General features: G+C 69.1%; 23 protein-coding genes and 2 pseudogenes. 12 read left to right on the forward strand and 13 right to left on the reverse strand.

The genetic code is table 11. The features are described 5' to 3' along the window. Position 1 precedes the first annotated feature (1 nt). On the forward strand, positions 2-262 hold the full coding sequence (locus M1L60_RS44520) for a hypothetical protein (protein ID WP_253243673.1): 261 nt from the start codon (positions 2-4) through the stop codon (positions 260-262). A 195-nt stretch (positions 263-457) separates the two neighbouring features. Here the strand turns inward: M1L60_RS44520 and M1L60_RS44525 are convergent, their stop codons facing one another. Next, the gene (locus M1L60_RS44525; protein ID WP_253243674.1) at positions 458-997 is read right to left on the reverse strand and encodes a hemerythrin domain-containing protein; all 540 of its coding nucleotides are present in this window, start codon (positions 995-997) and stop codon (positions 458-460) included. Between the two features lie 187 nt (positions 998-1,184). Here M1L60_RS44525 and M1L60_RS44530 point away from each other — a divergent pair, with 187 nt between their 5' ends. Beyond that, positions 1,185-1,634 carry a PRC-barrel domain-containing protein gene (locus M1L60_RS44530; RefSeq protein WP_253243675.1) on the forward strand — a complete coding sequence of 150 codons (450 nt, stop codon included), beginning with the start codon at positions 1,185-1,187 and terminating at the stop codon, positions 1,632-1,634. A gap of 97 nt (positions 1,635-1,731) precedes the next feature. Here the strand turns inward: M1L60_RS44530 and M1L60_RS44535 are convergent, their stop codons facing one another. Further along, positions 1,732-3,072, reverse strand: a complete 1,341-nt coding sequence (locus tag M1L60_RS44535; RefSeq protein ID WP_253243676.1) for a DUF2254 domain-containing protein — start codon at positions 3,070-3,072, stop codon at positions 1,732-1,734. Positions 3,073-3,111: 39 nt separating this feature from the next. Beyond that, positions 3,112-4,125 carry a potassium channel family protein gene (locus tag M1L60_RS44540; RefSeq protein ID WP_253243677.1) on the reverse strand — a complete coding sequence of 338 codons (1,014 nt, stop codon included), beginning with the start codon at positions 4,123-4,125 and terminating at the stop codon, positions 3,112-3,114. 384 nt (positions 4,126-4,509) lie between these two features. Here M1L60_RS44540 and M1L60_RS44545 point away from each other — a divergent pair, with 384 nt between their 5' ends. Genes M1L60_RS44545 through M1L60_RS44555 form a run of 3 tightly spaced genes read left to right on the forward strand, consistent with a single transcriptional unit; the run spans position 4,510 to position 7,113 of the window. Continuing rightward, the gene (locus M1L60_RS44545; RefSeq protein ID WP_253243678.1) at positions 4,510-5,460 is read left to right on the forward strand and encodes an ABC transporter substrate-binding protein; all 951 of its coding nucleotides are present in this window, start codon (positions 4,510-4,512) and stop codon (positions 5,458-5,460) included. Next, on the forward strand, positions 5,457-6,293 hold the full coding sequence (locus M1L60_RS44550) for an ATP-binding cassette domain-containing protein (protein WP_253243679.1): 837 nt from the start codon (positions 5,457-5,459) through the stop codon (positions 6,291-6,293). Before M1L60_RS44545 ends, M1L60_RS44550 begins: the two co-directional genes overlap by 4 nt. Continuing rightward, positions 6,283-7,113 (forward strand): ABC transporter permease, encoded by an 831-nt coding sequence (locus M1L60_RS44555; protein ID WP_253243680.1) that lies wholly within the window; start codon positions 6,283-6,285, stop codon positions 7,111-7,113. The genes M1L60_RS44550 and M1L60_RS44555 overlap by 11 nt, the downstream gene beginning before the upstream one ends. 117 nt (positions 7,114-7,230) lie before the next feature. On the opposite strand, the gene M1L60_RS44560 is transcribed toward M1L60_RS44555, so the two are convergent. Continuing rightward, positions 7,231-9,012, reverse strand: a complete 1,782-nt coding sequence (locus M1L60_RS44560; protein ID WP_253243681.1) for a protein kinase domain-containing protein — start codon at positions 9,010-9,012, stop codon at positions 7,231-7,233. Positions 9,013-9,478: 466 nt separating this feature from the next. On the opposite strand from M1L60_RS44560, the gene M1L60_RS44565 reads away from it, so the two are divergent. Both M1L60_RS44565 and M1L60_RS44570 read left to right on the forward strand, forming a co-directional pair. Further along, positions 9,479-10,813, forward strand: a complete 1,335-nt coding sequence (locus M1L60_RS44565; protein ID WP_253243698.1) for a sensor histidine kinase — start codon at positions 9,479-9,481, stop codon at positions 10,811-10,813. Beyond that, complete coding sequence (locus M1L60_RS44570) at positions 10,810-11,379, forward strand: GerMN domain-containing protein (protein WP_253243682.1); 570 nt, start codon at positions 10,810-10,812, stop codon at positions 11,377-11,379. Before M1L60_RS44565 ends, M1L60_RS44570 begins: the two co-directional genes overlap by 4 nt. 177 nt (positions 11,380-11,556) lie before the next feature. On the opposite strand, the pseudogene M1L60_RS48595 reads toward M1L60_RS44570, so the two are convergent. From M1L60_RS48595 to M1L60_RS44585, 4 genes and pseudogenes are all read right to left on the reverse strand, one after another. Further along, positions 11,557-11,640: pseudogene (locus tag M1L60_RS48595) on the reverse strand (hypothetical protein); the annotation flags it as partial. Then, positions 11,637-12,176, reverse strand: coding sequence for an ABC transporter ATP-binding protein (locus tag M1L60_RS44575; protein WP_438862223.1), 540 nt, complete (start codon positions 12,174-12,176; stop codon positions 11,637-11,639). The gene M1L60_RS44575 and the pseudogene M1L60_RS48595, both read right to left, overlap by 4 nt. After that, the gene (locus tag M1L60_RS48165; protein ID WP_438862224.1) at positions 12,083-12,454 is read right to left on the reverse strand and encodes a hypothetical protein; all 372 of its coding nucleotides are present in this window, start codon (positions 12,452-12,454) and stop codon (positions 12,083-12,085) included. The genes M1L60_RS44575 and M1L60_RS48165 overlap by 94 nt, the downstream gene beginning before the upstream one ends. A gap of 75 nt (positions 12,455-12,529) precedes the next feature. After that, positions 12,530-12,934: a hypothetical protein gene (locus M1L60_RS44585; protein ID WP_253243683.1), complete on the reverse strand. Its 405-nt coding sequence runs from the start codon at positions 12,932-12,934 to the stop codon at positions 12,530-12,532. Between the two features lie 297 nt (positions 12,935-13,231). Here M1L60_RS44585 and M1L60_RS48600 point away from each other — a divergent pair, with 297 nt between their 5' ends. Next, positions 13,232-13,510, forward strand: coding sequence for a hypothetical protein (locus M1L60_RS48600; RefSeq protein ID WP_438862222.1), 279 nt, complete (start codon positions 13,232-13,234; stop codon positions 13,508-13,510). Positions 13,511-13,670: 160 nt separating this feature from the next. Here the strand turns inward: M1L60_RS48600 and M1L60_RS44595 are convergent, their stop codons facing one another. The 4 genes and pseudogenes from M1L60_RS44595 to M1L60_RS48170 form a co-directional block, all read right to left on the reverse strand. Beyond that, positions 13,671-14,204 carry a general stress protein gene (locus M1L60_RS44595; protein ID WP_253243684.1) on the reverse strand — a complete coding sequence of 178 codons (534 nt, stop codon included), beginning with the start codon at positions 14,202-14,204 and terminating at the stop codon, positions 13,671-13,673. 74 nt (positions 14,205-14,278) lie between these two features. Next, on the reverse strand, positions 14,279-14,593 hold the full coding sequence (locus M1L60_RS44600) for an STAS domain-containing protein (protein WP_256518677.1): 315 nt from the start codon (positions 14,591-14,593) through the stop codon (positions 14,279-14,281). 475 nt (positions 14,594-15,068) lie between these two features. Continuing rightward, a pseudogene (locus M1L60_RS48605) lies at positions 15,069-15,617 on the reverse strand (ion channel); the annotation flags it as partial. Between the two features lie 154 nt (positions 15,618-15,771). Next, complete coding sequence (locus M1L60_RS48170; protein ID WP_253243686.1) at positions 15,772-17,382, reverse strand: metallophosphoesterase family protein; 1,611 nt, start codon at positions 17,380-17,382, stop codon at positions 15,772-15,774. A 244-nt stretch (positions 17,383-17,626) separates the two neighbouring features. Between M1L60_RS48170 and M1L60_RS44615 the strand changes: the two genes are divergently transcribed. The 4 genes from M1L60_RS44615 (at position 17,627) to M1L60_RS44630 (ending at position 22,325) form a co-directional block, all read left to right on the forward strand. Further along, positions 17,627-17,995, forward strand: coding sequence for a hypothetical protein (locus M1L60_RS44615; RefSeq protein ID WP_253243687.1), 369 nt, complete (start codon positions 17,627-17,629; stop codon positions 17,993-17,995). 138 nt (positions 17,996-18,133) lie between these two features. Further along, complete coding sequence (locus tag M1L60_RS44620; protein ID WP_253243688.1) at positions 18,134-19,438, forward strand: NAD(P)/FAD-dependent oxidoreductase; 1,305 nt, start codon at positions 18,134-18,136, stop codon at positions 19,436-19,438. An 11-nt stretch (positions 19,439-19,449) separates the two neighbouring features. Then, the gene (locus M1L60_RS44625; protein ID WP_253243689.1) at positions 19,450-20,502 is read left to right on the forward strand and encodes a glucose 1-dehydrogenase; all 1,053 of its coding nucleotides are present in this window, start codon (positions 19,450-19,452) and stop codon (positions 20,500-20,502) included. Between the two features lie 11 nt (positions 20,503-20,513). Further along, a complete protein-coding gene (locus tag M1L60_RS44630) occupies positions 20,514-22,325 on the forward strand; it encodes a glycoside hydrolase family 15 protein (RefSeq protein ID WP_253243690.1) in 1,812 nt (603 codons plus the stop codon). Positions 22,326-22,337: 12 nt separating this feature from the next. Here the strand turns inward: M1L60_RS44630 and M1L60_RS44635 are convergent, their stop codons facing one another. Next, positions 22,338-22,733, reverse strand: coding sequence for a DUF1330 domain-containing protein (locus M1L60_RS44635; RefSeq protein ID WP_253243691.1), 396 nt, complete (start codon positions 22,731-22,733; stop codon positions 22,338-22,340). Positions 22,734-22,742: the final 9 nt, after the last annotated feature.

A 22,742-nucleotide genomic window follows, 5' to 3' on the forward strand; every position in this document is an offset into this window, starting at 1 on the left:
CATGATTGCCGTCACCACGAATACCGTCAAGGCGCTACGGCGCATGACCAACAGTGCGACCTACCCGGATGCCGGGTTGAGCATCAAGAAAGTCGATGACCGCAAGTACGCCATGTCGATCGTGCCGGCACCCGCGGACAGCGATGTCGCCGTCCCCGGCGTCAACGTCTATCTGGACCAGCAGGCGGCCGTTGCTCTCGACGACGCGACTCTGGATGCGGAATCGGAAGCCAGTCTCGCCAAGCACTTCATCCTGAGATAGCGAACAGGCCGAACAACGGCCGGGTGGCTGCGTCGAGTGGTCGTGGTGTGCCGGGGGTCCGAGGCCACCCCACCGATGTCCTCGGCAGCGTTCTGCTCGCCATCGGTCAACGACACCGGCACGGGAAACTGGCGGCCGAAGAACGTCCGTTATTGTTCGCCGACCACCTTGGCTTTCGGCGCCAGCAGCCAACTTTCAGGATCTGGACGACTCCCGCCATCGACCGAGTGCCTCCCGCACCTCGTCGAACAGCGCGACCGGCGGCCCCGTCAGCAGGTTGATCAGTGGTCGGGTGCCGGCCTCCGGATGAGGGCGCTTCGGCGCGACGGCCTCGGCTGCGCGGACCGCCAGAGCCAGGTGCCGCAGTCGGCCCGGGTCCGACCCGGCGCGGAGTGCAGGGAATTCGATTTGCTCCTCCTGCGCACAGTGGTTCAGCAACGCAGTCTCGAGGGCGGCGAATCGCGTCTCGAACCGGTGGGCCTCGAGCCCCATATCGTACAGCTCGTGCAGCAGGTTCTTGACGTCGTCCTCCTCGCGGAGGCGGGCGTCGACCACGGCGTCTCCGGCGTGTTTGCGGGCGGCGGGATGAACGACCTGTTCTTCGGCACTCCCATGTACCGCCAGCAGCCGCACCAGTTCCGCGAAGGCCTGCGCTTTCGGCTCGCCTTCGGTTGCCTTCACCTCGGTGAGCAAGGACCTCATCTCGCCGTGCTGCGCCCTGAGCAGCTCGATCACGTCTGGCTCGTGCGAATGCGCTGTCACTTCTGTCCTCCCATGCCTACGACTGGCACGGGGGCGTACCCCGACGGTTGCGGTGTAATCACCGTCGTGACGTTCGTGGTCTCGCCGCCCCGGAGGTTTGACAGCGGGCGCACGGGTACGCGAAGGAGACGTACATCGTCACTTGCTGAAGGAGACTGCCATGCGACCTTTCGCTTTCGTTCCTTGGACCTGGCGTGACCCGGTGAGCCCGGGCCGCGGGGCCGGCGCCCGTGACGTCGGTGACCCCACCCTCGATGCCGACCGCCTCGACAGTGCCCGTGCGGACGAGCAGGCCAGCGCCGACCTGGCCGGCTACGACGTCGAGGCCACCGACGGCGGTATCGGCAAGATCGACGAGGCCACGTACGACGTGGGTTCCTCCTATCTGGTGGTCGACACCGGACCGTGGATCTTCGGCCGCAAGGTGCTGCTGCCCGCCGGCACGGTCGACCGCATCGACCACGACGCCCGCGCGGTCTACGTCGACCGGACCAAGGACCAGATCAAGGACTCTCCTGAGTACGACAAGGGCACCTTCGACACGCCGGAGTATCGCGAGCAGGTCGGTGACTACTACGCCGCCAGCTACCGCGACGCGCCTTCGACCTGACGGCCGGGGCAGCGCGGGGCCTCATCACCTCACCGTCGATTTATGGGCTCACCGATGGCTACGCCAATCGCCGCGGACCTCCTCGCGCGCAGCGGCGTCAGGCGGTCCACCGTCCGGCCAGTGCTTCACGTACGGTCCGGGCCTGGTCGTCGAGCCGGTCACGCTCGGCCGGGTCGAGGTCCGGCCGGGTGGCGACGCCGGCCAGCCGGTCGAGCTGCCGGCCGACGGCCGCCCGGCGCGCCGGATCGGTGGTGGTCCAGGCGATCTCGCGCAGCATGGCCAGCAACCGGGACAGTACGGCCGGCTCGGCGGCGCCGTAGCGGCACGGCTGCGCGACCGCCAGTTCCAGCAACTCGTCGAAGTCCGGTCGGCTTAACACCACCCGGACCTGCCCCTCGTCGTCCCGCAGCAGTCGGGGCCCCAAGTCCTTGACCCCCAGCTCGCACATCACCGCTGCGACGTGGCCCAACCCGTGGACCGCGGTCGTCGGGTCGTTGACGCCGGGCGACAGGGCTTTGACGACGACGTCGACCAGCTGACGTACTCCGAAGGCGACGTCCTGCGTGGCGGTCCGCTCGAAACCGGTGCGTACCGCCGTGCCGAGGCAGGTCGTCAGAGTGATCCTCTGCTCCTCGCTCACGTTCTGACCGTCGTCGCGCCACGCGGAGGCGATCGGTGTCCCGGCGACGAGCGAGTCGCCGGGCCTGCGGTCGATCACCACCACCGTGCCGGTCCGGGCCGCGGCGGCCAGCACGCCGGGTTCGTCGATCGAGGTCAGGAACCCGGAACTGGTGGCACACAGCAGCGCAGCGTTCGGCGGTGCGGCCGGGGCCGCCGGGTCGCCGTCGTTGCCGGGCAGCACGCGTCGGATGGTTCCGTTCGTCTCGGCATGGACTTGACGCAGCATCCATTCCACCCGTAGCTGGCGCGACAGGTGAGCCAGGAACCCGACCAGGATCAGCACGCTGGCCAGCGTCAGCGCGAAGGCCACCGTGACCGAGATCTGCGGCACGAAGGCCGTCTGCTCGGACAAGGAGGCGCGGACGGTCCGCAGCACGGTCAGTGCGTAGGTGAACGTCGCGAGCAACAGGCCGAGACACAGGTGCACGACGGGGTCGCGGGTGAAAGTGCGCAGCAGCCGGGGCGAGTACTGGCTGCTGGCCAGCTGCAACGTCACCACGGTCAGGGAGAACGTCAGGGAGGTGACCGTGATCAGGGAACCGGCGGCCGCGGAGAGCACGGTGCGGGCCGCCTCGGGGCCGCCGCTGAACAGATACGCGGTCAGTGCATCCGGCAGGTCGTCGTCGATGCGGGCATCCACGCGGGGCAGGACGACACCCAGGCCCACCGCGAGGACGACACACAATGTGGGCACAGGCCACAGCTGTGTGCGCCACACCTCGGCGGCAACATTCCACCCCTGACGAATCGACGGCATGACGATCACCTTGTCACGGAACCACGACCCTCACCGCCGTCAGGAGCGGGTGTTGACCTGGATCAGCCGGTCGCCGACGGCGAACACGCCGATCCGGTCGTAGCGCACCACCTCGCCGGCGCGCACGGCGGCCAGGACCAGGTCGTCGCTCTCGGAGGGGGTGGTTCCGATCTCGTCGGCCCGGACCGGTCGGTCGATCAGGTGCAGGCCCCGGCCCTGGATCAGCAGGTCGCCGATCACGTCGCCCGTGGCCGGGCTCTGTGCGGCCAGTCCCAGCAGACGGCCCGCCGCCTCCGAGGAGGTGATCACGGTCGTGGCCCCGCTCTGCCGCAGCAGCGGCACATTCTCCGACGCGCGGACGGCGACAGCGATGACGGCATCCCGGTTCAGCTTGCGCACGCTCAGAGTGACAAGGGCGGCCGTGTCGTCGCGGTCCGCCGCGACGATGATGCGCGACGCGCTCTCCACTCCCGCACGGCCCAGGATCAAGGCCCGCGTGGCGTCGCCGATCACCGCGACGTGGCCGTCTTCGGCGGCCTCCTCGGCCGTCTGGGGCGCGGTATCGATGACGACAAATTCACCTTGGGCCTCGGTGCCCTCGCGGATCGCCTTGACGGCGGCGCGTCCCTTGTTGCCGTACCCGATGACCACGGTGTGTTCGCGCAACCGTTTCCTCCAACGTCTCAGCTGCCACTGCCGGCGTGTGCGGGCCGTCAGTACCTCGAATGTCGTGCCGACCAGCAGCACCAGAAAGAACACCCGCAGTGGCATGATCACCGCCACGTTCACCGCCCGCGCGGTGACCGAGACCGGCACGATGTCGCCGTACCCCGTCGTGGACAGGCTTACCGTCGCGTAGTACAGCGCGTCGAGCACCGAGACGTGCCCGTCCTGGTTATCGGTGTAACCCCCGCGGTCCAGCAGTACGGTGCCGCTCATGACCACGACGGCAGCCACCGCCAGCCCGAGTCGTATGCCCATGATTCGTACGGGGCTGGGCCGGCTCGAGGGGAGCAGGGTTCCCCTGAGGTAGCGGTCGGACCCGGTGCTCACCGGGGCACCCTATCTGCTGCCAGCGACGAATGCCGGTGCCGCATGCCGGAAGCTCTGCCGGTAATTCGACGTCCGATATGACGATCTTATGACTGTTACCAGTCGTTCGCGCCAACTTACCTGAAGAACAGTGTCAAGAATGCCCGCTTATATCGCCTTTATGCGGGCGGAAACCTCTGTTCGATGACTGGCTCGTGTTGTGTGGCGTGATGTCATGGAGCTGACGAGAAACAAGGAGGCGGCTGCGCCCGCAGCCCCAGGTTCGCACCGGTCAGCCGAAGTCTGAACAGTGCCGCCATGGGGGCGCGGCGCCCGCTCGGTGGCCTGGCCGGCAGTGCTCCGGCCGCCGCCGTAGTCATCGAATCCCCCGAGGGTGGACCAGACATGTGGAAGAAAGCTATCGCTGCGATGACCGCTGCCCTGCTTCTGGGCGGCGCCGCCGGATGCAGTGGTGAGACGGGCGACGACTTCGCAGGAACGACCGAGGGCGAGCACGTCGCCCGTTTCGTCCAGCAGCCCTGGGCGGACCTGGTGGTCGAGACCCGCATCGCCATGCAGATCCTCGATCGGCTCGGTTACCGGACGAGCACGCAGGAGGTGTCGGTGCCGCTGGCGGCCGAGGCCCTCTCGACTGGACAGGCGGACGCTTACCTGGGCAACTGGTGGCCCAGCCAGAAGGAGACCTTCCAGCCGATCCTCGACGACGGCCGGGCCGAGGTGACCGGGACCATCCTGACCGGTACGGAGTACGCGCCGGCCGTGCCGGGGTACGTGACCGAGCAGTTGGGCATCAAGTCTCTGGCCGACCTCGACGCCCACGGCGACAAGTTCGGCCGGGAAATCCTCGGCATCGAGCCCGGCGCCCCCGGCAACGCGACGATCCAGCACGCCATCAAGGACGACGCGTACGGCCTGGGTGACTGGAAGCTCACTCCCTCCAGCACCGAGGCCATGCTCGCGGAGGTCGACCGGCGAGCCGCCAAGAAGCAGCCGGTGGCCTTCCTGGGCTGGAGTCCCCATTGGATGACGATCGAGTGGAAGCTCACCTTCCTCGACGATCCAGACAACGTCTGGCCCGGCGCCGGCCAGATCAGGGTGCTGACCCGCGCCGGTCTGGCCGGCGACGACGCCAACCTCAAGACCTTCCTCTCCCAGATCACCGTCGACACCGCGACGGCCTCGCGCTGGATCGATCAGGTCGACAAGGACAAGCAGAAGCCGGAGGAGATCGCGTCGGCCTGGATCGCCGACAATCCCGACACCGTACGGGCCTGGCTGAACGGCGTGAAGACCACCTCCGGTGACCCGGCGGCGGACGCGGTCCTCCAGTCATGATCGAGGTCTCCCAGCTCACCAAGGTGTACGGGTTACGCGACGCCGAGGCGGCCGGGCTCGTGGAACGGAACCGGGCCGACGCCGAGGCCCGGCGGGCTGCTGTCCGGTCGGCGGGCGGTTTCCTCGGTGCCGACGACGTGAGCTTCGAGGTGAGGCGGGGTGAGGTCTTCGTGGTCATGGGGCTGTCCGGATCCGGCAAGTCCACCGTGCTGCGGATGCTGAACCGGCTCATCGAGCCGACCGCCGGACGAATCAGCGTCGGTGGCCAGGCGATCAGGGACATGGACGCGAGCGCCCTGCGAGAGCTGCGTAACCGTACGGTCGGCATGGTCTTCCAGCACTTCGGTCTCTTCGAGCACCGCAGTGTCCGGGAGAACGCCGCTTACGGGCTGCGCGTACGCAAGGCCGCCAAGGCGGAGCAACTGTCCCGGGCCGACGCCGCGCTGGCCCAGGTGGGACTGCAGGATCGCGGTGACGCGCGCCCGTCGGAGCTCTCCGGCGGCCAGCGTCAGCGCGTGGGCCTGGCCCGGGCCCTGGCTACCGAGTCCGAGGTGCTGCTGATGGACGAGCCGTTCTCAGCTCTGGATCCGCTGATCCGCCGGGAGATGCAGGAGTTGCTGCTGTCCCTGCAGGCGGAACAGCGCCGGACGATCGTTTTCGTTACGCACGATCTGGTCGAAGCCCTGCGGCTGGGGACCCGCATTATGATCATGCGGGACGGCCGGGTCGTACAAAGCGGCACCGGCGAGGAGATCCTGTCCCACCCAGCCGACGACTACGTGGCGGCGTTCGTCGCCGACCTGCGCGCGGACGGGACCGGACATGGTGCCTGACATTCCCATCGACGTGTGGGTGACCTCCGTCATCGACTGGCTCCGGACCCACCTGGCTGGTCTGTTCGACGCCGTCGCGGAATTCCTGCGACAGCTGCTCAACGGCATGTACCACGTCCTGGTGCTGCCGCATCCGCTGGTGCTGACCGCGATTCTGGTCGCCCTGGCCGGTCTGGCGTTGCGCCGGTGGCTGGCTCTGCCGGTGGCGGCCGCCGGGTTGCTTCTCGTGCAGGCCATGGATCTGTGGACGCCGATGTTGCAGAGCCTGTCGGTGGTGCTGGTGGCCTCGGCGGTCGCGGTGGCGCTCGGCATCCCGCTGGGCATCCTCACCGCCCGCAGCGACCGCCTGCGGACGGTGGTGCGGCCGGTGCTCGACTTCATGCAGACCATGCCGGTCTTCGTCTATCTGCTGCCGGCCGTCTTTTTCTTCGGCATCGGCGTGGTGCCGGGTGTCGTGGCCACCACCATCTTCGCGGTGCCGCCGACAGTCCGTCTGACGGATCTGGGGATCCGGCAGGTGGAGGCGGAGGTGGTCGAGGCTGCTACGGCCTTTGGCGCCCGCCCCCGGCAGATCCTGCGCGATGTCCAACTACCGTTGGCCATTCCGTCGATCATGGCCGGTGTGAACCAGGCCATCATGCTGGCGCTCTCCATGGTGGTGGTGGCCGGGCTGGTCGGCGGGGGCGGCCTTGGCGCCGTCGTGGTGCGGGCCATCACCCAGCTCGACATCGGCCGGGGTGTCGAGGGCGGTCTCGCGGTGGTCGTCCTGGCGATCTATCTGGACCGGGTGACCGCCTCGCTGGGGCGCCGGCTGGCCTGACCGAAACCGGTGACGCGCTATCCGGCCATGCGGCCGGGTAGCGCGTCCATGATGGCCGACATCGGTGGTGCCTCACACAACCTCGCGCGCGTCCGACCTGAGCGTCGCGGCGGCTGGTCAGACGATCTCGCCCGGCGGGTCCAGCGAACCGTCCGAGGGGTCCGCGGTGGTCGTCGGCTCGGCATCGGCGTCACTCGGGTCGATGGTCGGCTCGGGTGTCGGCTGCGTCGGGTCCGGTGTCTGCTCGGTCGGTTCGCTGTGCTTCGGCGTCGGCGTCGGCGTCGGCTCGCCGCTGGTTTCGCGCGGGGGCTCGCCGGTGGGAGCCGACGGCGGCGCTGTGCCGGACGGCCGGCTCGTCGCCGGTGCGGGCGAGGTGGGTAGCGGCGAGGGCGACGTCGGCCGGACAGGAACGGTGGATGACGTGGCCGGTGCCTTCGTGCGGGGTGAGGAGGTGGCGGCAGCTCGGGTCCTCGACGAGCGAGCCTCTGTGGCGCGGGGCCGGTCGCGTCCGGCCGTTACCGGCGCCACGGTGTTGTCGTCCGACGAGCGCACCTGGGTGACGGCGCGCGCGCATTCCGAGCCATTGAGGCTGAATCCGGTGGGTGTGGCGTCCTCGGCGCGGTCGAATGTGCCCATGACGGTGACAGTGGCGGCGGTACCGGGTCGCAAGACGTCGTCCGCGCTCACGGTCACTCGGTCCGCGCGTTGTTTCCATTCGAGCCCGGAGATCCGTGTGACGTGGTGGCCGTCCGGGACGGTGAAACGAGCAGACCAGCCGGTCAGCGGTGCCTCACCGGTGTTGGCCATCTGCAACTGGGCGGTGAACGAACCGTCGGCGCGCCGGCTGCTCGAGTAGTTCGCCGTGCACAAGGTCGCCTGCTCGTCCGAGGTGGCCCCGGCCTGCGCGGCCTCCTCACCCGCCGAGGTGACGAGGTTGGCGCCGAGCGTACCGGCCAGAACGGCGGCCGGAGCGACGGTCATCGCCACGATCCGCCGGGAGAACCGGCGCGGGGGTCGGGGCCGCGTCGGCGGCACGGCCGGGACTTCGGCTCGAAGGCTCCCCGTCGTCGCCGGCGACGAAGCGCCGGCCGGTGCCGCCGCGTGCAGGAGCCGCGCGACCTCGGCCGCGGACGGCCGGTCGGCGGGATCCGCCCGCAGGCACCAGCGATAGAGATCGTCGACGGCGGCGGGCAACCCGTCCGGCGCCGGCAGGATCGGCTCAGGTGTCCGACGTCGTTGCGCCAGCAGCGCGTCGATCCCGTCAGCGGGCCAGGCCGGATTCCCGGCCAGACATTCGAACAACAGAAGACCCAGGGCGTACACGTCCCCGGCGGGGACCGCACGCTCACGCCTGAGCTGCTCGGGCGGCAGGTAACGCGCGGTACCCCACAGCCGTCCGGACGGATCGACGGGTAGCTGCCCGACCGCGACGGCGAGGCCGAAGTCGACGAGCTTGACCCCGTCCGGCGTCAGCATGACGTTGCCCGGCTTCACGTCGCGGTGCACGAGGCCGGCCCGATGGGCGGCGGTGAGCGCGTCGGCGACCTGGGCACAGGCGGCCAGCGCCTCGGCCCAGGGCATCGCTCCGCCGGCCGCCAGGTGATCAGCCACCGTCGTCCCGTCGATGAACTCCATCACGACGAACGGCTGCCGGCGATCACCGTCGGTGGTTTCGCCGTAGTCGTGCACCCCGGCGAGGCGGGGATGGGAAAGCCGGGCCGCGGCCCGCGCCTCCTCCAGGACGGCCCGTGTCAGATCGGCGTCCCCGGTCAGTCCCGGTGCCAGTACCTTGACCGCGACCCTACGGTGCAGCACGAGGTCCTGCGCCTGCCACACGGCAGCCATGCCACCGCATCCGACCGCACGCTCGAGGCGATAACGCTCTCCCAGGATCCGCACCTCGTCACCTCCTCGGTTACTCGACCGCGAGGGCGTTGCCGGACGACCTACCCGTCGGCGGGCCCGGAAAACGGTGGCGGGCGGTGATCGGCCTGGTTGTCAACGAACTGTCATAAGTCTCGTCGCTGGTGATATTTGCCCGGCGGCGGCGGGCCCGGCGCGAGGTCATGAAACCGACACATGTCTGTGTGAACACTGCGCAACTGAGGTTCTAACGTTATCGCGCACCTCGATCGCGCTCATCGAGCCCCGTCCGCGGTTCCGGGTCGGGCTCGGAGTCGGCACCTTTACGTTGACGTAGTCCACCCCGGCGTTCTCGCCGGGCGCTGATGACGACGACGGCGACCGGACCGACTACGGCGCAGCGATACAACGGATGCGTGACAACCTGATGGGAGAGGTCCGTGATTGTGCGGAGCCTTGGCTACGAGCTGCTGCCGTGAGACCGGTCGGCCTGCGGACGCGGGTGAGCGCAGCCTTCGCCGTCGGAGCATTCGTGTTGTCGGCGGGCGTGACGGTGGTGTCGTACGAGCTCAGTCGCAACACCCTTTTCCGTGAACGGGAACGCACGGCGGTGCGAGCGACCTACTTCGACGCCACCGTGGTCAACGCCGGCCTACGGGGGGCTGACCCCGAGGTCGGTGATCTGCTGCGCTCGGTCGACGTCGGCGCCGACCGCTACGCGCTTCTGTACAGGGACGGTCAGTGGTACTCCCGCAGTGCGGAGCCGGCGGCGAGCGCGGCCGTACCGCGAGGCTCGCAGGACATGGCCGCGGCCGGGCAGGCTGGTGCGCAACGCATCGTCAGAGGCGAGGGCCCGGCCCTGGTGGTGGCGGTGCCGTTGGCCGACGGAGCGGTTTTCTACGAGATCGTGTCACTGGCGGAGCTGGAGAACACCCTGCAGGCGCTGGCCCTGGTGTTGACGGCGGTCGCGATCATGGTCGCGGCCGGTGGCGCCGCTGTCGGCTGGTACGTGACCCGTCACGCGCTACGACCACTGGCCGCGGTGGCCGACGCCGCTCAGGAGATCGGCGCCGGCGACATGCAGGCCCGGCTCGATCCCCGCACCGAACCCGATCTGGTCCGGCTGACCACGTCGTTCAACCACATGGCCGACGAGCTGGACCGCCGGATGCAACGCGACCGCCGCTTCGCCGCCGATGTCAGCCATGAGCTACGGTCGCCCCTGCAGACCCTGGCCGCCTCGGTCAGCGTGATCCACCGCCGGCGCGACGGCCTCGACGAGCGCACCGCGGCCGCAGTCGACATGATTGCCGCCGAGGTCGCTCGCTTCCAGGTTCTCGTCAACGACCTTCTTGAGCTCGCCCGTAGTGACCAGCCGGCGCAACGCGAAACGATCGAGATTGCCGCACTCGCTGAGCGGGCCGCGCGGTCCTGTGCGGTGGTCGGCTGCATAGTCGAGATCGTCCCCGGCACTCCGCCTTCGTGGTACGTGGACCCGCGCCGGGTGGAGCAGTTGTTGTGCAACCTGGTGGAGAATGCGATCCGCTACGGCGGTGGTCCGGTCGCGATCCGCGGTGGTCGTCTTGGCAACAGCGACGACTGCTATCTCGAGGTCGACGACGCCGGCCCCGGCGTGCCCGAGGAGTTCCGCAGCTCGATCTTCGATCGTTTCGTGCGCGGGCCGGCCGCGCACTCCCGTGGTGACGGCGACGGAACAGGACTGGGGCTGGCGATCGTCGCTCAGCATGCCTCCGCCCACGGCGGCCAGGTCACGATCGGTGCTCGGCCCGGAGGTGGCGCACGGTTCCGCGTCGAACTCGAAGGGTGTCTGCGATGAGGATCCGGGTGCTGGCGCTGACCGCGTTGTTTGTCATCGGATCGTCTGCCGCGTGCGGCGTGCCGGCCCAGGACGAGCCGCATGCCGTGGAACTGCCGCGCAACCCTTTGGCGCAGCCCACGGCCGACCAGGCGCCCGAGGCCGCTCAGGGCGGATTCGGTGAGGTCGTGTGCATGGTCCGGGACGGCCGGCTGATCCAGTCAGTGCGCCGGGTGGCCACGTTCCCGAGCGTGCAACAGCAACTTGACGAACTCGTCACGGGCCCGACCCGCGCCGAGCAGAACCAAGGCCTGACCACCGCCTTGTCGGGGCTGGATCTGGCCGCAAGGGATCGTTCCGGATCGACCGTCACCGTAGAGGTCACAGAGCCTGATGAAGGCAGCGCCCGAAGCGACGAAGTGCTGGCCTACGGGCAGATAGTGTGCACTCTGACCGCCCGGGTTGACGTCCTGCGCGTCGCCTTCACCCGCGACGGAAGGCGACTGCAGGTACCCCGCGCCGATGGCACCCTGGCCGTGGACCCGCTGAGGGCTTCCGACTACGCCGATCTCATCGGGCCCGCCTGACTGTGTCCGGCCGGTTGACAACTGAGAGCGGGTGCTCAGGGCGAGTGTGACGGATCGGCTGGAGAGGATGCGCAGCGCCGGCTGGGTTCGGCCCGGGGAACGGACGGTTGCGTCCTCGAAGTGTTCCGGCCGCGCGCCCAGGATGAGTTGCCGCGGTGCGTAGGCCTGCGACAGCAGGCGGAGGAGGCGCTCGGTCAACGGCAGGTCGCCCAGCGGTGTGCGCAGTGCCGACTCCTCGACCTGGACCGGGAGGAAATTCATCGATGGAGAACCGATGAAGCCAGCCACGAACAAGTTGACCGGGTCGTCGTACAGGACCTGCGGGTCGCCGATCTTTGTACCACGCCGCGGCGCATGACCACGACGCGGTCGCCCAGGGTCATTGCCTCGGTCTGATCGTGCATCACGTAGACGGTGGTCGTGCCGCGCTGCTTCTGCAATCGCGAGACCTGCGTACGCATCTGGACGCGGAGTTTGGCGTCGAGGTTGGACAACGGCTCGTCCATCAGGAAGGCCTTGGGGCTACGCATGATGGCCCGGCCCATCGCCACCCGCTGGCGCTGCCCGCCGGACAGATTGGCCGGCTTGCGATCCAGGAACTCGGTCAGCTCCAAGACCTTCGCCGCCTCCCGCACCTTGGAGTCGATCTCCGCTTTCGGCATCTTCGCCAGCTTCAGCGGGAACGCCATGTTCTCGCCGACAGTCATGTTCGGGTGAAGCGTGTACGACTGGAAGACCATGGCGATGTCACGGCCCTTGGGCGCCGTGTCGTTGACACGTTGCCCGTCGATGCGCAGCGCCCCGGAGGTAAGGTCAGGCGCGAGATCGCGTACGCGGCGAGCATGCCCAAGAGAACCGCGATGAAGGTGGCGATGAGCGCGATGCCGATGAAATTGACGAGAGCGCGCACGAACTGATCGGTGGCAAATATCGTCCGGTAGTTGTCGAAGGTCCATTCCTGCGGAATGAACCGGCCATCGGTCAGGGTGCTGGTCGTCTTGAACGACAATGAAATGATCCACAGTACCGGCACCAGAGCGAAGACCACGACCATGAGATCGATGAGGCCCCTCATCGGCGATGTATTCGTCCGACATTTCGGCGTCGCTGATCCACGACCCAGGTTACCGGAACCTCTTCCGCCGGCGGCTCAGGAAAGGCGGATGCGCTCGGCGACGACGATCTTCCGGTTGCCGAACCTCTCGAACGGCTCGGGCGACGGGAGTTGATAGGTGCCGGAAAATCGTTCGAAGTCGAATCGCTCGATCGTGCCCTTCACGGTGACCAGACTGTGCGGGCGAAGGCCCTGCGGGCGTTCGCCGAGGATCAGCATGCCCTGATCGGGCAGGTCGGCGTCCTCGACGGTGAACGCCGATGCGGCCAGGATCGTTTGGACGGCAGCCGTGGTCGTGAGGGTGTCGCCGACCTCGAGGCTGCGCAGAGTCATCAAGGAGGCGGTGACCGAGGGGCGCGTAGTCGGTGTGGTTACGGCGGATTCAGACGTTTCGGCGGGCACGGTACAGCCCGCGATGCCCAGGCCGCCGACCGCGACCACGCTCAGTGCCCGGCCGAGGGTCGTCGGACTACGGCGATTTCGCACGGGAACCACTCTCCCCATCTCCCCGGACGGTGTACTCCGGAGTTGGCACGGTGTGGCTGTCTCCCACGATGTTCCCGCGTTCCGGACGGGCAGTCCGGCGAAACCCTGGGCGTCACGCAACTGTCATCGGATGAAACCCGCGTCGTCGTGGCGCGAGGGGCAGCGTCGCAGAACTGTCGTGTCTTGGCGCGGTTTTCACCCGAGTCTCTGCGGAGGTGAATGGCGAGCGTCCGGCAGCCGGATCACAGAGCCGTGACGACGGCCGCCGTGGATCGTCGCAAGTCGTCAGCTTCCGCGACGCGGCTCAGGCCGGCGGTGGCGAAACACTCGGAAGCCGATTTCATACCCGTCGCGGACGACGGCGGTCAGGCATTGGAAAGTCACCGGCTTGATCGGCAATGGGAAGCTTTCGAGTATTTCGCGGAGAACCTCGCGGAGTTGTTCAAACTGGCTGCGCTGCTGGTGTTCGGCGCACCGATCCCGCGGGCCTCCCCGGCATCTTCTGGACCGGTTGGCTGTTCGCCGTGCTAGCGATCTTCATAGCCCGTCCTTTCGCCCTGTACCTGTCGTTCCTGCGGTTCAGGTTGACCATGCGGGAGAAGGCTGCGGCGACGTGATTCGGGCCCAAGGGGTTCGCCTCCGTGGTTCACGTAAGAGCAGAGCCCGTGACGAGGCCTGGCCGGTGGGCAGTTCAGGCCCTGGCCGTCCGCGGCGAGGACGCGCCTGGCGACTCGTCCGGCTTGCCTTTGCCCTCGCGTAACATACGGACGGCGCGATCAGCGAGATCGGCGTCCACCACGATGTGGTACCGGTCGGCGCGGACCGGCACGTTCGCCACGAACGAGCGACGCCCGCGCGTGATGACATAGCCGAGCAGCGCAACGGCGGCGCCCAGGACCGCTCCGAGGATCGCGGCGTTGACGATCAACCACGGCAGGCCCAGTGACGTCTCGGTCAGGTCGAACAGTCCGAGCATCCAGCCCGTCGCCGCGCCGATCACAGTTCCCGAGATGGCCCCGCGCCGCGTCACATCGGCCGTCGAGAGTTGCCCCTGCTCCTGACCGACAGTGTGCAGACCGCCAGCCACGATGGTCACCCGTTCGACGGGAAAGTCACTGCCCCGCAACCGATCGAGATCGCCGACGGCTGACCAGTAGTCGTCGTAAGTGCCGATCGTGCGCTGGGCGACTCCGATGTGCACGCTGCCGTTGCGGGTGATGTCCAAGTCCATACTGTCACTCATTGCTGAACCGCCTGTCTGTGTCCGGGATCAGGAGCGAGGCTCTGCGGAGCGAAGCCTCACTCCTGAAGGTGCGCCGGCAGTAGTGCGGCTGGTGCACCGTCCCGTCTCAGTGCGTTGACGATCCCGAGCGGCTCCGTCAACGAAACTTCGTGCCCCGCCTTACCGGCCGGTTGTGAGCGCTGCGGCGGGCCGAGCATGGACTGGACCGCGGGCAACGCCTCCTGCCGGGCCGCCCGTACCAGCATGCCTAGCGCGGTGGAGTCGATGAACTCGACGCCGTTCAGGTCGACAACGAGATGTCGGCAGCTCTCGGCGGCATGCATGAGGTCCTCCCGTATGCATGCCGCCAAGTCGGCGTCGAGGTCGGTCAGGGGGCGTCATGAAGGCGGCGTCCCCGTCGGTGCGCATGATGTAGGACGCGCCTGCGAACGCGGGCGTGATTTCTGTGTGGAATCGGCCGGCCTGGACGGTCCGCTGAACTGAGGCGCCCGGCAAGCGGACCAGCTGATGATGAGGGTCAACCGGTACGACGACGGCTGACCCCACCACCCGCGTGGACCGGCGGAGATTGCCTGTGGAGGCGGTGTAAGACCTCAACGGACGAATGTCCGGACGGGCAGTCGCCTGTGAAGCAGGAAACCCCTGGGGTGACCCAGGGAATCCTCCGTCTATAGCTATAGGCGTGAGGAGGAAGTCGACACAGGCCCTTTCGGGTGCGGTGTGTGTGGTGTGGTGGTAGTGGGTGGTGGGAGGCCGCGACTCACGACGTCTTCGTTCAATCTCTCCGGCCGCTGTGACGATCACTGCGCGCGGCACCTGCCCGCTCGCGTGAGAGGTTCGTGTCTTTCAGCTCTGACTGGCCGGAGCAGCCGAGGGATCGCCCGGACCGGGGACGGGATCACGCTCGGCGCGAAGCCCGGCCAGCTCCGCTCGGAGCCGGCGGATCTCGTCACGCAGGTCGGCCAGGTCCGACGTGGTCACGGCCGTCCGGTCGGTCGACTCGTCGGCCGCGATGCGTCCGACGATCCAGCCGGCCAGGGAGCCGGTGACGAAACCGATGAGACCATCCCGCCGATCATCATGGTCAGCGCGACCAGCCGGCCCTCGATGGTGACGGGGGAGTAGTCGCCGTATCCGACGGTCGTGATCGTGACGACGGCCCACCACAGGGCCTCCGGGTAGGTGTTGATGGAGCTGTCGGGTGCGCCCCGCTCGGCGTCGAGGGCAGCCGGGGCGCCGAATGAGGTATTCGAGCCCGAACCCTGCCCAGATGACGATGTTGGCGACCTCGCATGCTTGTCGTACGGAGGCGGAGAGGCCGGGCGCGAGGACGGGGATGGCGTGGACGGCGAGGAACGCGACGGACATCGCCGTCAACGGCAGGCCGCTGGCTCGTTACCACCGTGCGAGTCGGTCGGAAGTAGTCGTCGTCATGGCGTCGCGCTCCTGTCTGACCGCGGCCAGTTGTGTATGAGCGCCGACCTGAGCTGGTCGCCGTCCCCGGCACCGAGGCTTCAGGTCTTTGACGGTTGTGTGACATCCCGGAGCGTTACGACGGCGATGCGCTGACCGGGGCGCTGACGGCCGGTTCCGCGGGCGGGCTTGCCGGGGCCGTCGGGAGCGGACTGGACGGGGGCGGAAGGTCGTCATCGGCGATGTGCCGCTTGACGGTGACCTCGGCTTGCCCGGTCCCGCCGATGGTGATCTCGTCGTACGCCTGCAGGACGCGACTCTGGCCGAGGTAGAGGATCGACATCTCCAGCGGGGTCGGCGCCTCCCCTTCGAGCCCGCGCAGGCCGGCCCCGCCGGCGGAGCCGCCGACCATGAGACGGGTCCGGGGCCGCTCCGGGATCGGGTCCATGATGCTGACCTCGCGCGTGTGCCGGTGCCCGGCGAGGACCAGGGGGACGGTTCCGTTGAGCGGTCCGGCCGACGCGGGATCGTGCACCAGGGCGATGTCCACGGGGACGCCGGCGGCTCCGATGGTGGCGGCCAGCTCCGATCCGGAGGCCTCGAGCATGCCGGCGGAGTCGTTGTCGCCCTGCTTGTCAGGGGTGAAGCGGGGATCTCCGATTCCGGCGATGGTCAGGCCGGCGACGGTGGCGGTCCGGTTGTCCAGGACGACGGCGTTGGGCTCGGCGGCGACGGCCGCCGCGGTCAGTTCCGAGTCGTGATTGCCGCGGACGTAGACGTACGGGGCGTCGAGGGAGCCGATCGGGTCGACGAAGGACGATTCGATCGAGCTGCCCCAGTCGTTGATGTCGCCGGTGTCGATTACGACGTCGATGTCGTACTGCCGGACGACGGCGTCGATGACGGCCCAGGCGGCCGGGTTGAGGTGCAGGTCGGAGACGTGGAGCACGCGGGTCGTCCCCGGGGTCGCCTGGTAGGCGGGCAGCGTCGAGAGGGTCGCGTACACCTTGCTGATGTTGCCGACCATGCGTTGCAGTTGGTCGCGGTAGCGGGTGAACTGGGCGGCGATGTGCTGGACGTCGCCGATCACCGACGGTGCGTTGACGAGAAGTCCCTGATACGTGGGCTCGTTGATGGAGTCGGCCCGGAACGTGGTGGCGGCCAGCGAGCCGGTCGCGACCATGGTGACCACGGCTGCCCCCAGGCTCAGCAGCACCCGGCGCCAGTTGCGGAAGGCGAGGGTGGCGACGACCAGGGTGCCCAGCAGCCCGGCGACGAGGGTCCGTAGCCCCAGTTCGATCAGTCCGCGGCGGACGTCGGCGGCGGCGGTCTGGCTCGCCGTCTCGAGGCCGCTGCTGTCGCTGGCCAGCGCGAAGGTGCGGTCCTGGTCGAGCGCGTCGAGCCGCACGGTCAGGTGGGCGGGGCCGTCGTGGCTGTCGAGGCCGATGGCGCCGAGCGGGGGAATTTCGAGGGCGGTGTCGCCGGTCCAGGACGGTGTGAGCGAGAAACTGGCGCTGAACGGGCCGAGATCCGACCGGGTCGGGCCGGCCGCCAGTAGGCCGGCGTAGATGCCGGTGAACGCGACCAGGACCACCATCGCGCTGAGCCCGGCGCGACGCACGACTTTCTTGCGCAGGATCTGCCGGGTGGAGGTGGCGAGGTGCTCAAGGGCGGCGCGCCAGCGGCGGGGCACCGAGTCGTCGTGCTCGGCCGGCTCGTCGCGTTGGTCATGGGTTTCGGTCGGCACGGTGCTGCTCCTGAAGGGCTGCGAAGTCTCGCGGGTGGCCGGAGCATCGCAGTCCGATGACTGCCTGTCCACCCGGGGCCGGCCGGTGGTACCCCGGCGCGGTGTCACGGGACTGTCATCTCCTCGCGGACATCTCGCCAACGGAACGTACGACCATCGATCCCATGGCTTGTTTCGGCGCTTCGTTCGCGCTGAGTGAAGGCGTCGATCTCGACTGGCCCACGACGATGAATGGATCGGAACCATGGCGACGACCCCGGCACAAGACGACGGATCCGGCCCCGACATCGAAGCGATGCGGAGGGCCTCCGCAAGCGCGGACGACCGGGACAGGCTCGCGTTCGACGAGATCGCGGCCCGCCTCGAGGCGGAAATGGCGGCCACGCCGCGGGACGAGAGGGGTCACATGCGCGGTGTCCGGACGGCGCTCTTCGCCGCCGCCGGAGCGCTGTGGGCAGCGTTGACCGTCCTCGGGCTGGCTGCGGGCTGGGGAGTCGTCCTCCTGGTCTGTCTGGCCGCTGCCGTCGCCGTCGAGACGTACTACAACCAGCGTCATCCGCGCAGCCCGGTCCGGGCCTATTCCCAGCCGAGCCGCATCCGTCGGCAAAAGTAAGAGGTCCTGGCTGGTGTCGTGATCGTTGACAGCCGAGTGTTTCGTCACAGCCCTCGCCGCTGACCTCTTCCTCGTTTCCCGCTCTCTTGTCGGGGTAGGCGACCAAGGTAAGGATCGGACCGCAGGCCGGAGGACGCCATGTCGCGCGCGAGAATCGTTGTCGTGGGGGCCGGGTTCGCCGGCTTCGAGGCGGCCCGGACCCTGATCCGTAAGGCCCGCGGGGCGGCCGAGGTGGTGCTGATCAATCCCACCGACTACTTCCTCTACCTTCCGCTGTTGCCCGAGGTCGCGGGCGGCGTGCTGGACCCACGCCGGGTGACGGTGTCGCTCGGCGACAACCTGCCCGGGGCCCGGCTCGTCCTCGGCCAGGTGCAGAACATCGACATCGACGCGCGGACCCTGTCGTGGTCGGGCCCGGAGGGCGAGCAGGGCACGCTCGGCTACCACCGCCTGGTGCTGGCGGCGGGGAGCGTGAACAAGTTGCTGCCCATTCCCGGGGTGGCGCAGAACGCGCACGGCTTCCGCGGCATCCCCGAGGCGTTGCACCTTCGCGACCACGTCATCCGGCAGATCGAACTGGCCGACGCGGCCGACGATCCGCAGGAGCGGGCGGCCCGGCTGACCTTCGTGGTCGTCGGCGCCGGCTACACGGGCACGGAAGTAGTCGCGCAGATCCAGCTGCTGGCCCGCGACGTGCTGAGCCGGCATCCGCGGCTGGCGGACGTCCGCGCCCGCTGGTTGCTGCTGGACACCGCCGACCAGGTGCTGCCCGGGATGGACGACCGGCTGTCGAGGACGGCTGAGCGCGTGCTGCGCGAGCGGGGCGTCGAAGTGGAGCTGGGCACGTCGGTGGCCGAGGCGACGGCCACCGGAGTCAAGCTCACCGACGACCGTTTCGTCGCGTCGCGCACCCTGGTCTGGTGTGTCGGTGTGCGGCCGGACCCGTTGGCGGGCAGCACCGGTCTGCCCATGACGAAGGGCCGGTTGCAGGTGGACGAATACCTCGCCGTCCCCGGACGTCCGGAGATCCTGGCCTGCGGCGACGCCGCGGCGGTGCCCGACCCGGCCGAGCCTGGCGCCATCACCCCGATGACGGCCCAGCACGCCGTCCGGCAGGGCCGGCTGGCCGGCCACAACATCGCCGCCTCGTACGGTGTCGGCCGGCGCCGGGCGTATGACCACCGCGACCTCGGCTTCGTCGTGGACCTCGGCGGGTGGCAGGCCGCGGCGAACCCGCTGCACGTGCCGCTGTCGGGCCTGCCCGCTCGCGTCGTGACCCGCGGCTACCACCTCACCGCGCTGCCGGCGAACCGCTGGCGCACCGCGGCTGACTGGCTGTTCACCGCTCTCGGCTCCCGTCCCGCGGTGCAGCTGAGCCTCGTGCCGGGCCCGGCGGTGCCGCTGGACACCGACGCTCCCGAGCTGATCCACCTGCCGCACTGAGGAGTCCTGTCATGCGTGCTGTGACCGTGAAACCGCTCGAGTCCGGCTCGGCCGACGTCCGTGACGTGCCGGATCCGCAGGCCGGTCCGGGTGAGATGCTGGTCGAAGGGCTGGCCCTGGGCATCTGCGGCACCGACCGCGAGATCGTGGCCGGCGACTACGGCTGGGCCCCACCCGGCCGGGACCGGCTGGTGCTGGGCCACGAGTCCCTGGGCCGGGTCCGGACGGCTCCGGCGGACTCCGGCTTCGCACCCGGTGATCTGGTCGTCGGGGTGGTGCGCCGCCCCGACCCGGTGCCCTGCGGCGCCTGCGCACACGGCGAGTTCGACATGTGCCGCAACGGCAGTTACACCGAACGCGGAATCAAACAGATCGACGGGTACGGCAGCGAGCTGTGGACGGTCGAAACGGCGTACGCGGTAAAGCTGGACCCCGCGCTGGCCGGCGTCGGGGTGCTGATGGAACCCACGACCGTAGTGGCCAAAGCGTGGGAGCAGATCGAGCGGGTCGGGGCCCGCTCGTGGTTCGAGCCGCGGCGGGTGCTGGTGACCGGCGCCGGGCCCATCGGGCTGCTCGCGGCCCTGCTGGGCGTGCAACGCGGCCTCGAGGTGCACGTGCTCGACCTGGTTTCCGACGGCCCGAAACCGCAGGCCGTAGCGGCGCTGGGCGCGCAGTACCACAGCACCGGCATCAGCGATGTGGTGGCCGGGGCCCAGCCTGACATCCTCATCGAGGCGACCGGGGCGTCGCGGGTGGTGTTCGACGCCATGGCGAACACCGCGTCGTACGGCATCGTGTGCCTGACCGGCGTCTCCCCGGTCGGCCGCAAGATCTCCGTGGACCTGGGCGCGGTCAACCGGGACATGGTGCTGGAGAACGACGTCGTCCTGGGCTCGGTGAACGCGAACCTCAGTCACTACGCCGCCGCCGCGGACGCGCTGGCCAAAGCCGACGTGGAGTGGTTGTCCCGGCTGATCACCCGGCGGGTGCCGCTCGACCGGTTCGCCGAAGCCCTCGACGCCCGGCCCGACGACATCAAAGTCGTCCTCGACCTCACCGCCTGAGGAGGGCCGTCATGCCCGGACGGATCGAGGACTACGCCCTGATCGGCGACCTGCAATCGGCGGCGCTGGTCGGCCGCGACGGTTCCATCGACTGGTTGTGCCTGCCTCGCTTCGATTCGGCGGCCTGCTTCGCGGCGCTCGTCGACGACGAGAAAGCGGGACGGTGGAGCATCGCGCCGGCCGGGGCCGGCGGCGCGACGACCCGCCATTACCAGGGTGACTCGCTCATCCTGAGCACTGAGTGGCGGACTCCCGACGGGACCGTTCGGGTGATCGACTTCATGCCCGTTCGCGGCGAGGCCGCCGACGTGGTGCGCATCGTGGAGGGCGTCTCCGGCGCGGTGCCGATGCGGATGGAACTCGTCCTGCGCTTCGACTACGGCCGCGTCGTGCCCTGGGTACGCCGCCGGAGCGGGGACCTGGCAGCTGTCGCCGGCCCGGACGCGGTCTGGTTGCGCACCGACGTCCCCTTGCACGGACGAGACCGCGTCACGACTGCGGAATTCACCGTCCGGGCGGGGGAACGGGTGCCGTTCGTCCTGACCCATCAGCTGTCCCACCTGCCCCGGCCGAAGCCGGTCGACGCTTTCCGCGCACTGGCCGAAACGGAGCGGTTCTGGGGCGACTGGATGAGCCGGTGCGACTACGACGGCCGCTGGCCCGAAGCGGTGCGCCGCTCGCTCATCCTGCTCAAGGCGCTGACGTACGCCCCGACCGGTGGCATCCTCGCCGCCGCCACCACCTCCCTGCCCGAACAACTGGGCGGCCCACGCAACTGGGACTACCGGTACTGCTGGCTGCGCGACGCCACGTTCACCCTGCAGGCGTTGCTGGGCACCGGGTACGTCGCCGAGGCACGGGCCTGGCGCGAATGGTTGCTCCGGGCCGTCGCCGGCGACCCGGCCGATCTGCAGATCATGTACGGGCTCGACGGCACCCGCCGCCTGCCGGAGTACCAGGCGGACTGGCTGAGCGGGTACGAGGGATCGCGACCGGTCCGGGTCGGCAACGCCGCGGCCGGGCAGCTGCAACTCGACGTCTGGGGTGAGGTGCTCGACGGGATGCACCTGTCCCGGGAGGCCGGGATCGCCGCCACCGACGCGGGATGGGACCTGCAACGGGCGCTGCTCGACTTCCTGGAGGGCAACTGGCGGCAACCGGACAACAGCCTCTGGGAGGTCCGCGGTGACCGGCGGCAGTTCGTGCATTCCAAAGTGATGGCGTGGGCCGGCTTCGACCGTGCCGTCACCGCCGTCGAGCAACACGGCCTCGATGGCCCCGCCGACCGGTGGCGGGCCATCCGCGACGACATCCACGCCGAGGTGTGCGCGAAGGGCTACGACCCGGCCCTGGGCACGTTCACCCAGTCGTACGGCTCGACCGCCCTGGACGCCGCCTTGCTGCTCATTCCCCGCGTCGGATTCCTGCCCGCCGACGACCCCCGGGTCGCCGGCACGGTCGCCGCCGTGCAACACGATCTCTGCGCGGACGGTCTCGTTCTGCGCTACCGCCCGGATCACGACGACGTCGACGGCCTGCCCGGCGCCGAAGGGGCCTTCCTGGCCTGCTCGTTCTGGCTGGTCGACGCCCTGCACATGATCGGCCGTCGCACCGAGGCTGAGCAGACGTACGAGCGTCTGCTCAGACTACGCAACGACGTCGGCTTGCTGGCGGAGGAGTACGATGCCGTAGCCGGCCGCCAGCTCGGCAACACACCGCAGGCGTTCAGCCTGGTCGGCCTGGTCAACTCGGCCCGGCTGCTCAGCGGCGCGGCCACGCGTACCTCGGCCGGACCCGGAGCGCAACACACGCAGCCCCGGTGACGACGGCTGCCGTCATGGCTCCGGTTGGACGGGTGGGAGCAGCCGCCCCCACGGCCGTGTCGGTTGCAGGACCGCCTCGCTCAAGGACCGCGAGCGCAGTGGACTGATCTTCACGTATTCAGGATCGGTGACCATCTCGGCGAGCGCTCGCCGGCTCGGATAGGCCACGAGCAGGACGGCGTCCCATTGCTGACCGGTTTCGGCCACGATCGCTTCGCGGCCGTCGCCGGCGTAGACGACCTGCACTCCGAAGCGGTGAGCGATCTTGTCGGCGAAGGCGGTCGAGTACTGCCGATAGAGCTCGCGGCCGCCGGGCGCGAACCGCAGCAGGTTCAGCATGACGACCGGATGGTCCGGCTCGTCGGCCAGAAACGTAGCGAGGAACTCCCGGTCCGGATCGACAGCCATCCGGCGATG

Origin of the sequence: Paractinoplanes aksuensis (genome assembly GCF_024137025.1) — a bacterium.
GTDB classification, from domain to species: domain Bacteria; phylum Actinomycetota; class Actinomycetes; order Mycobacteriales; family Micromonosporaceae; genus Actinoplanes; species Actinoplanes aksuensis.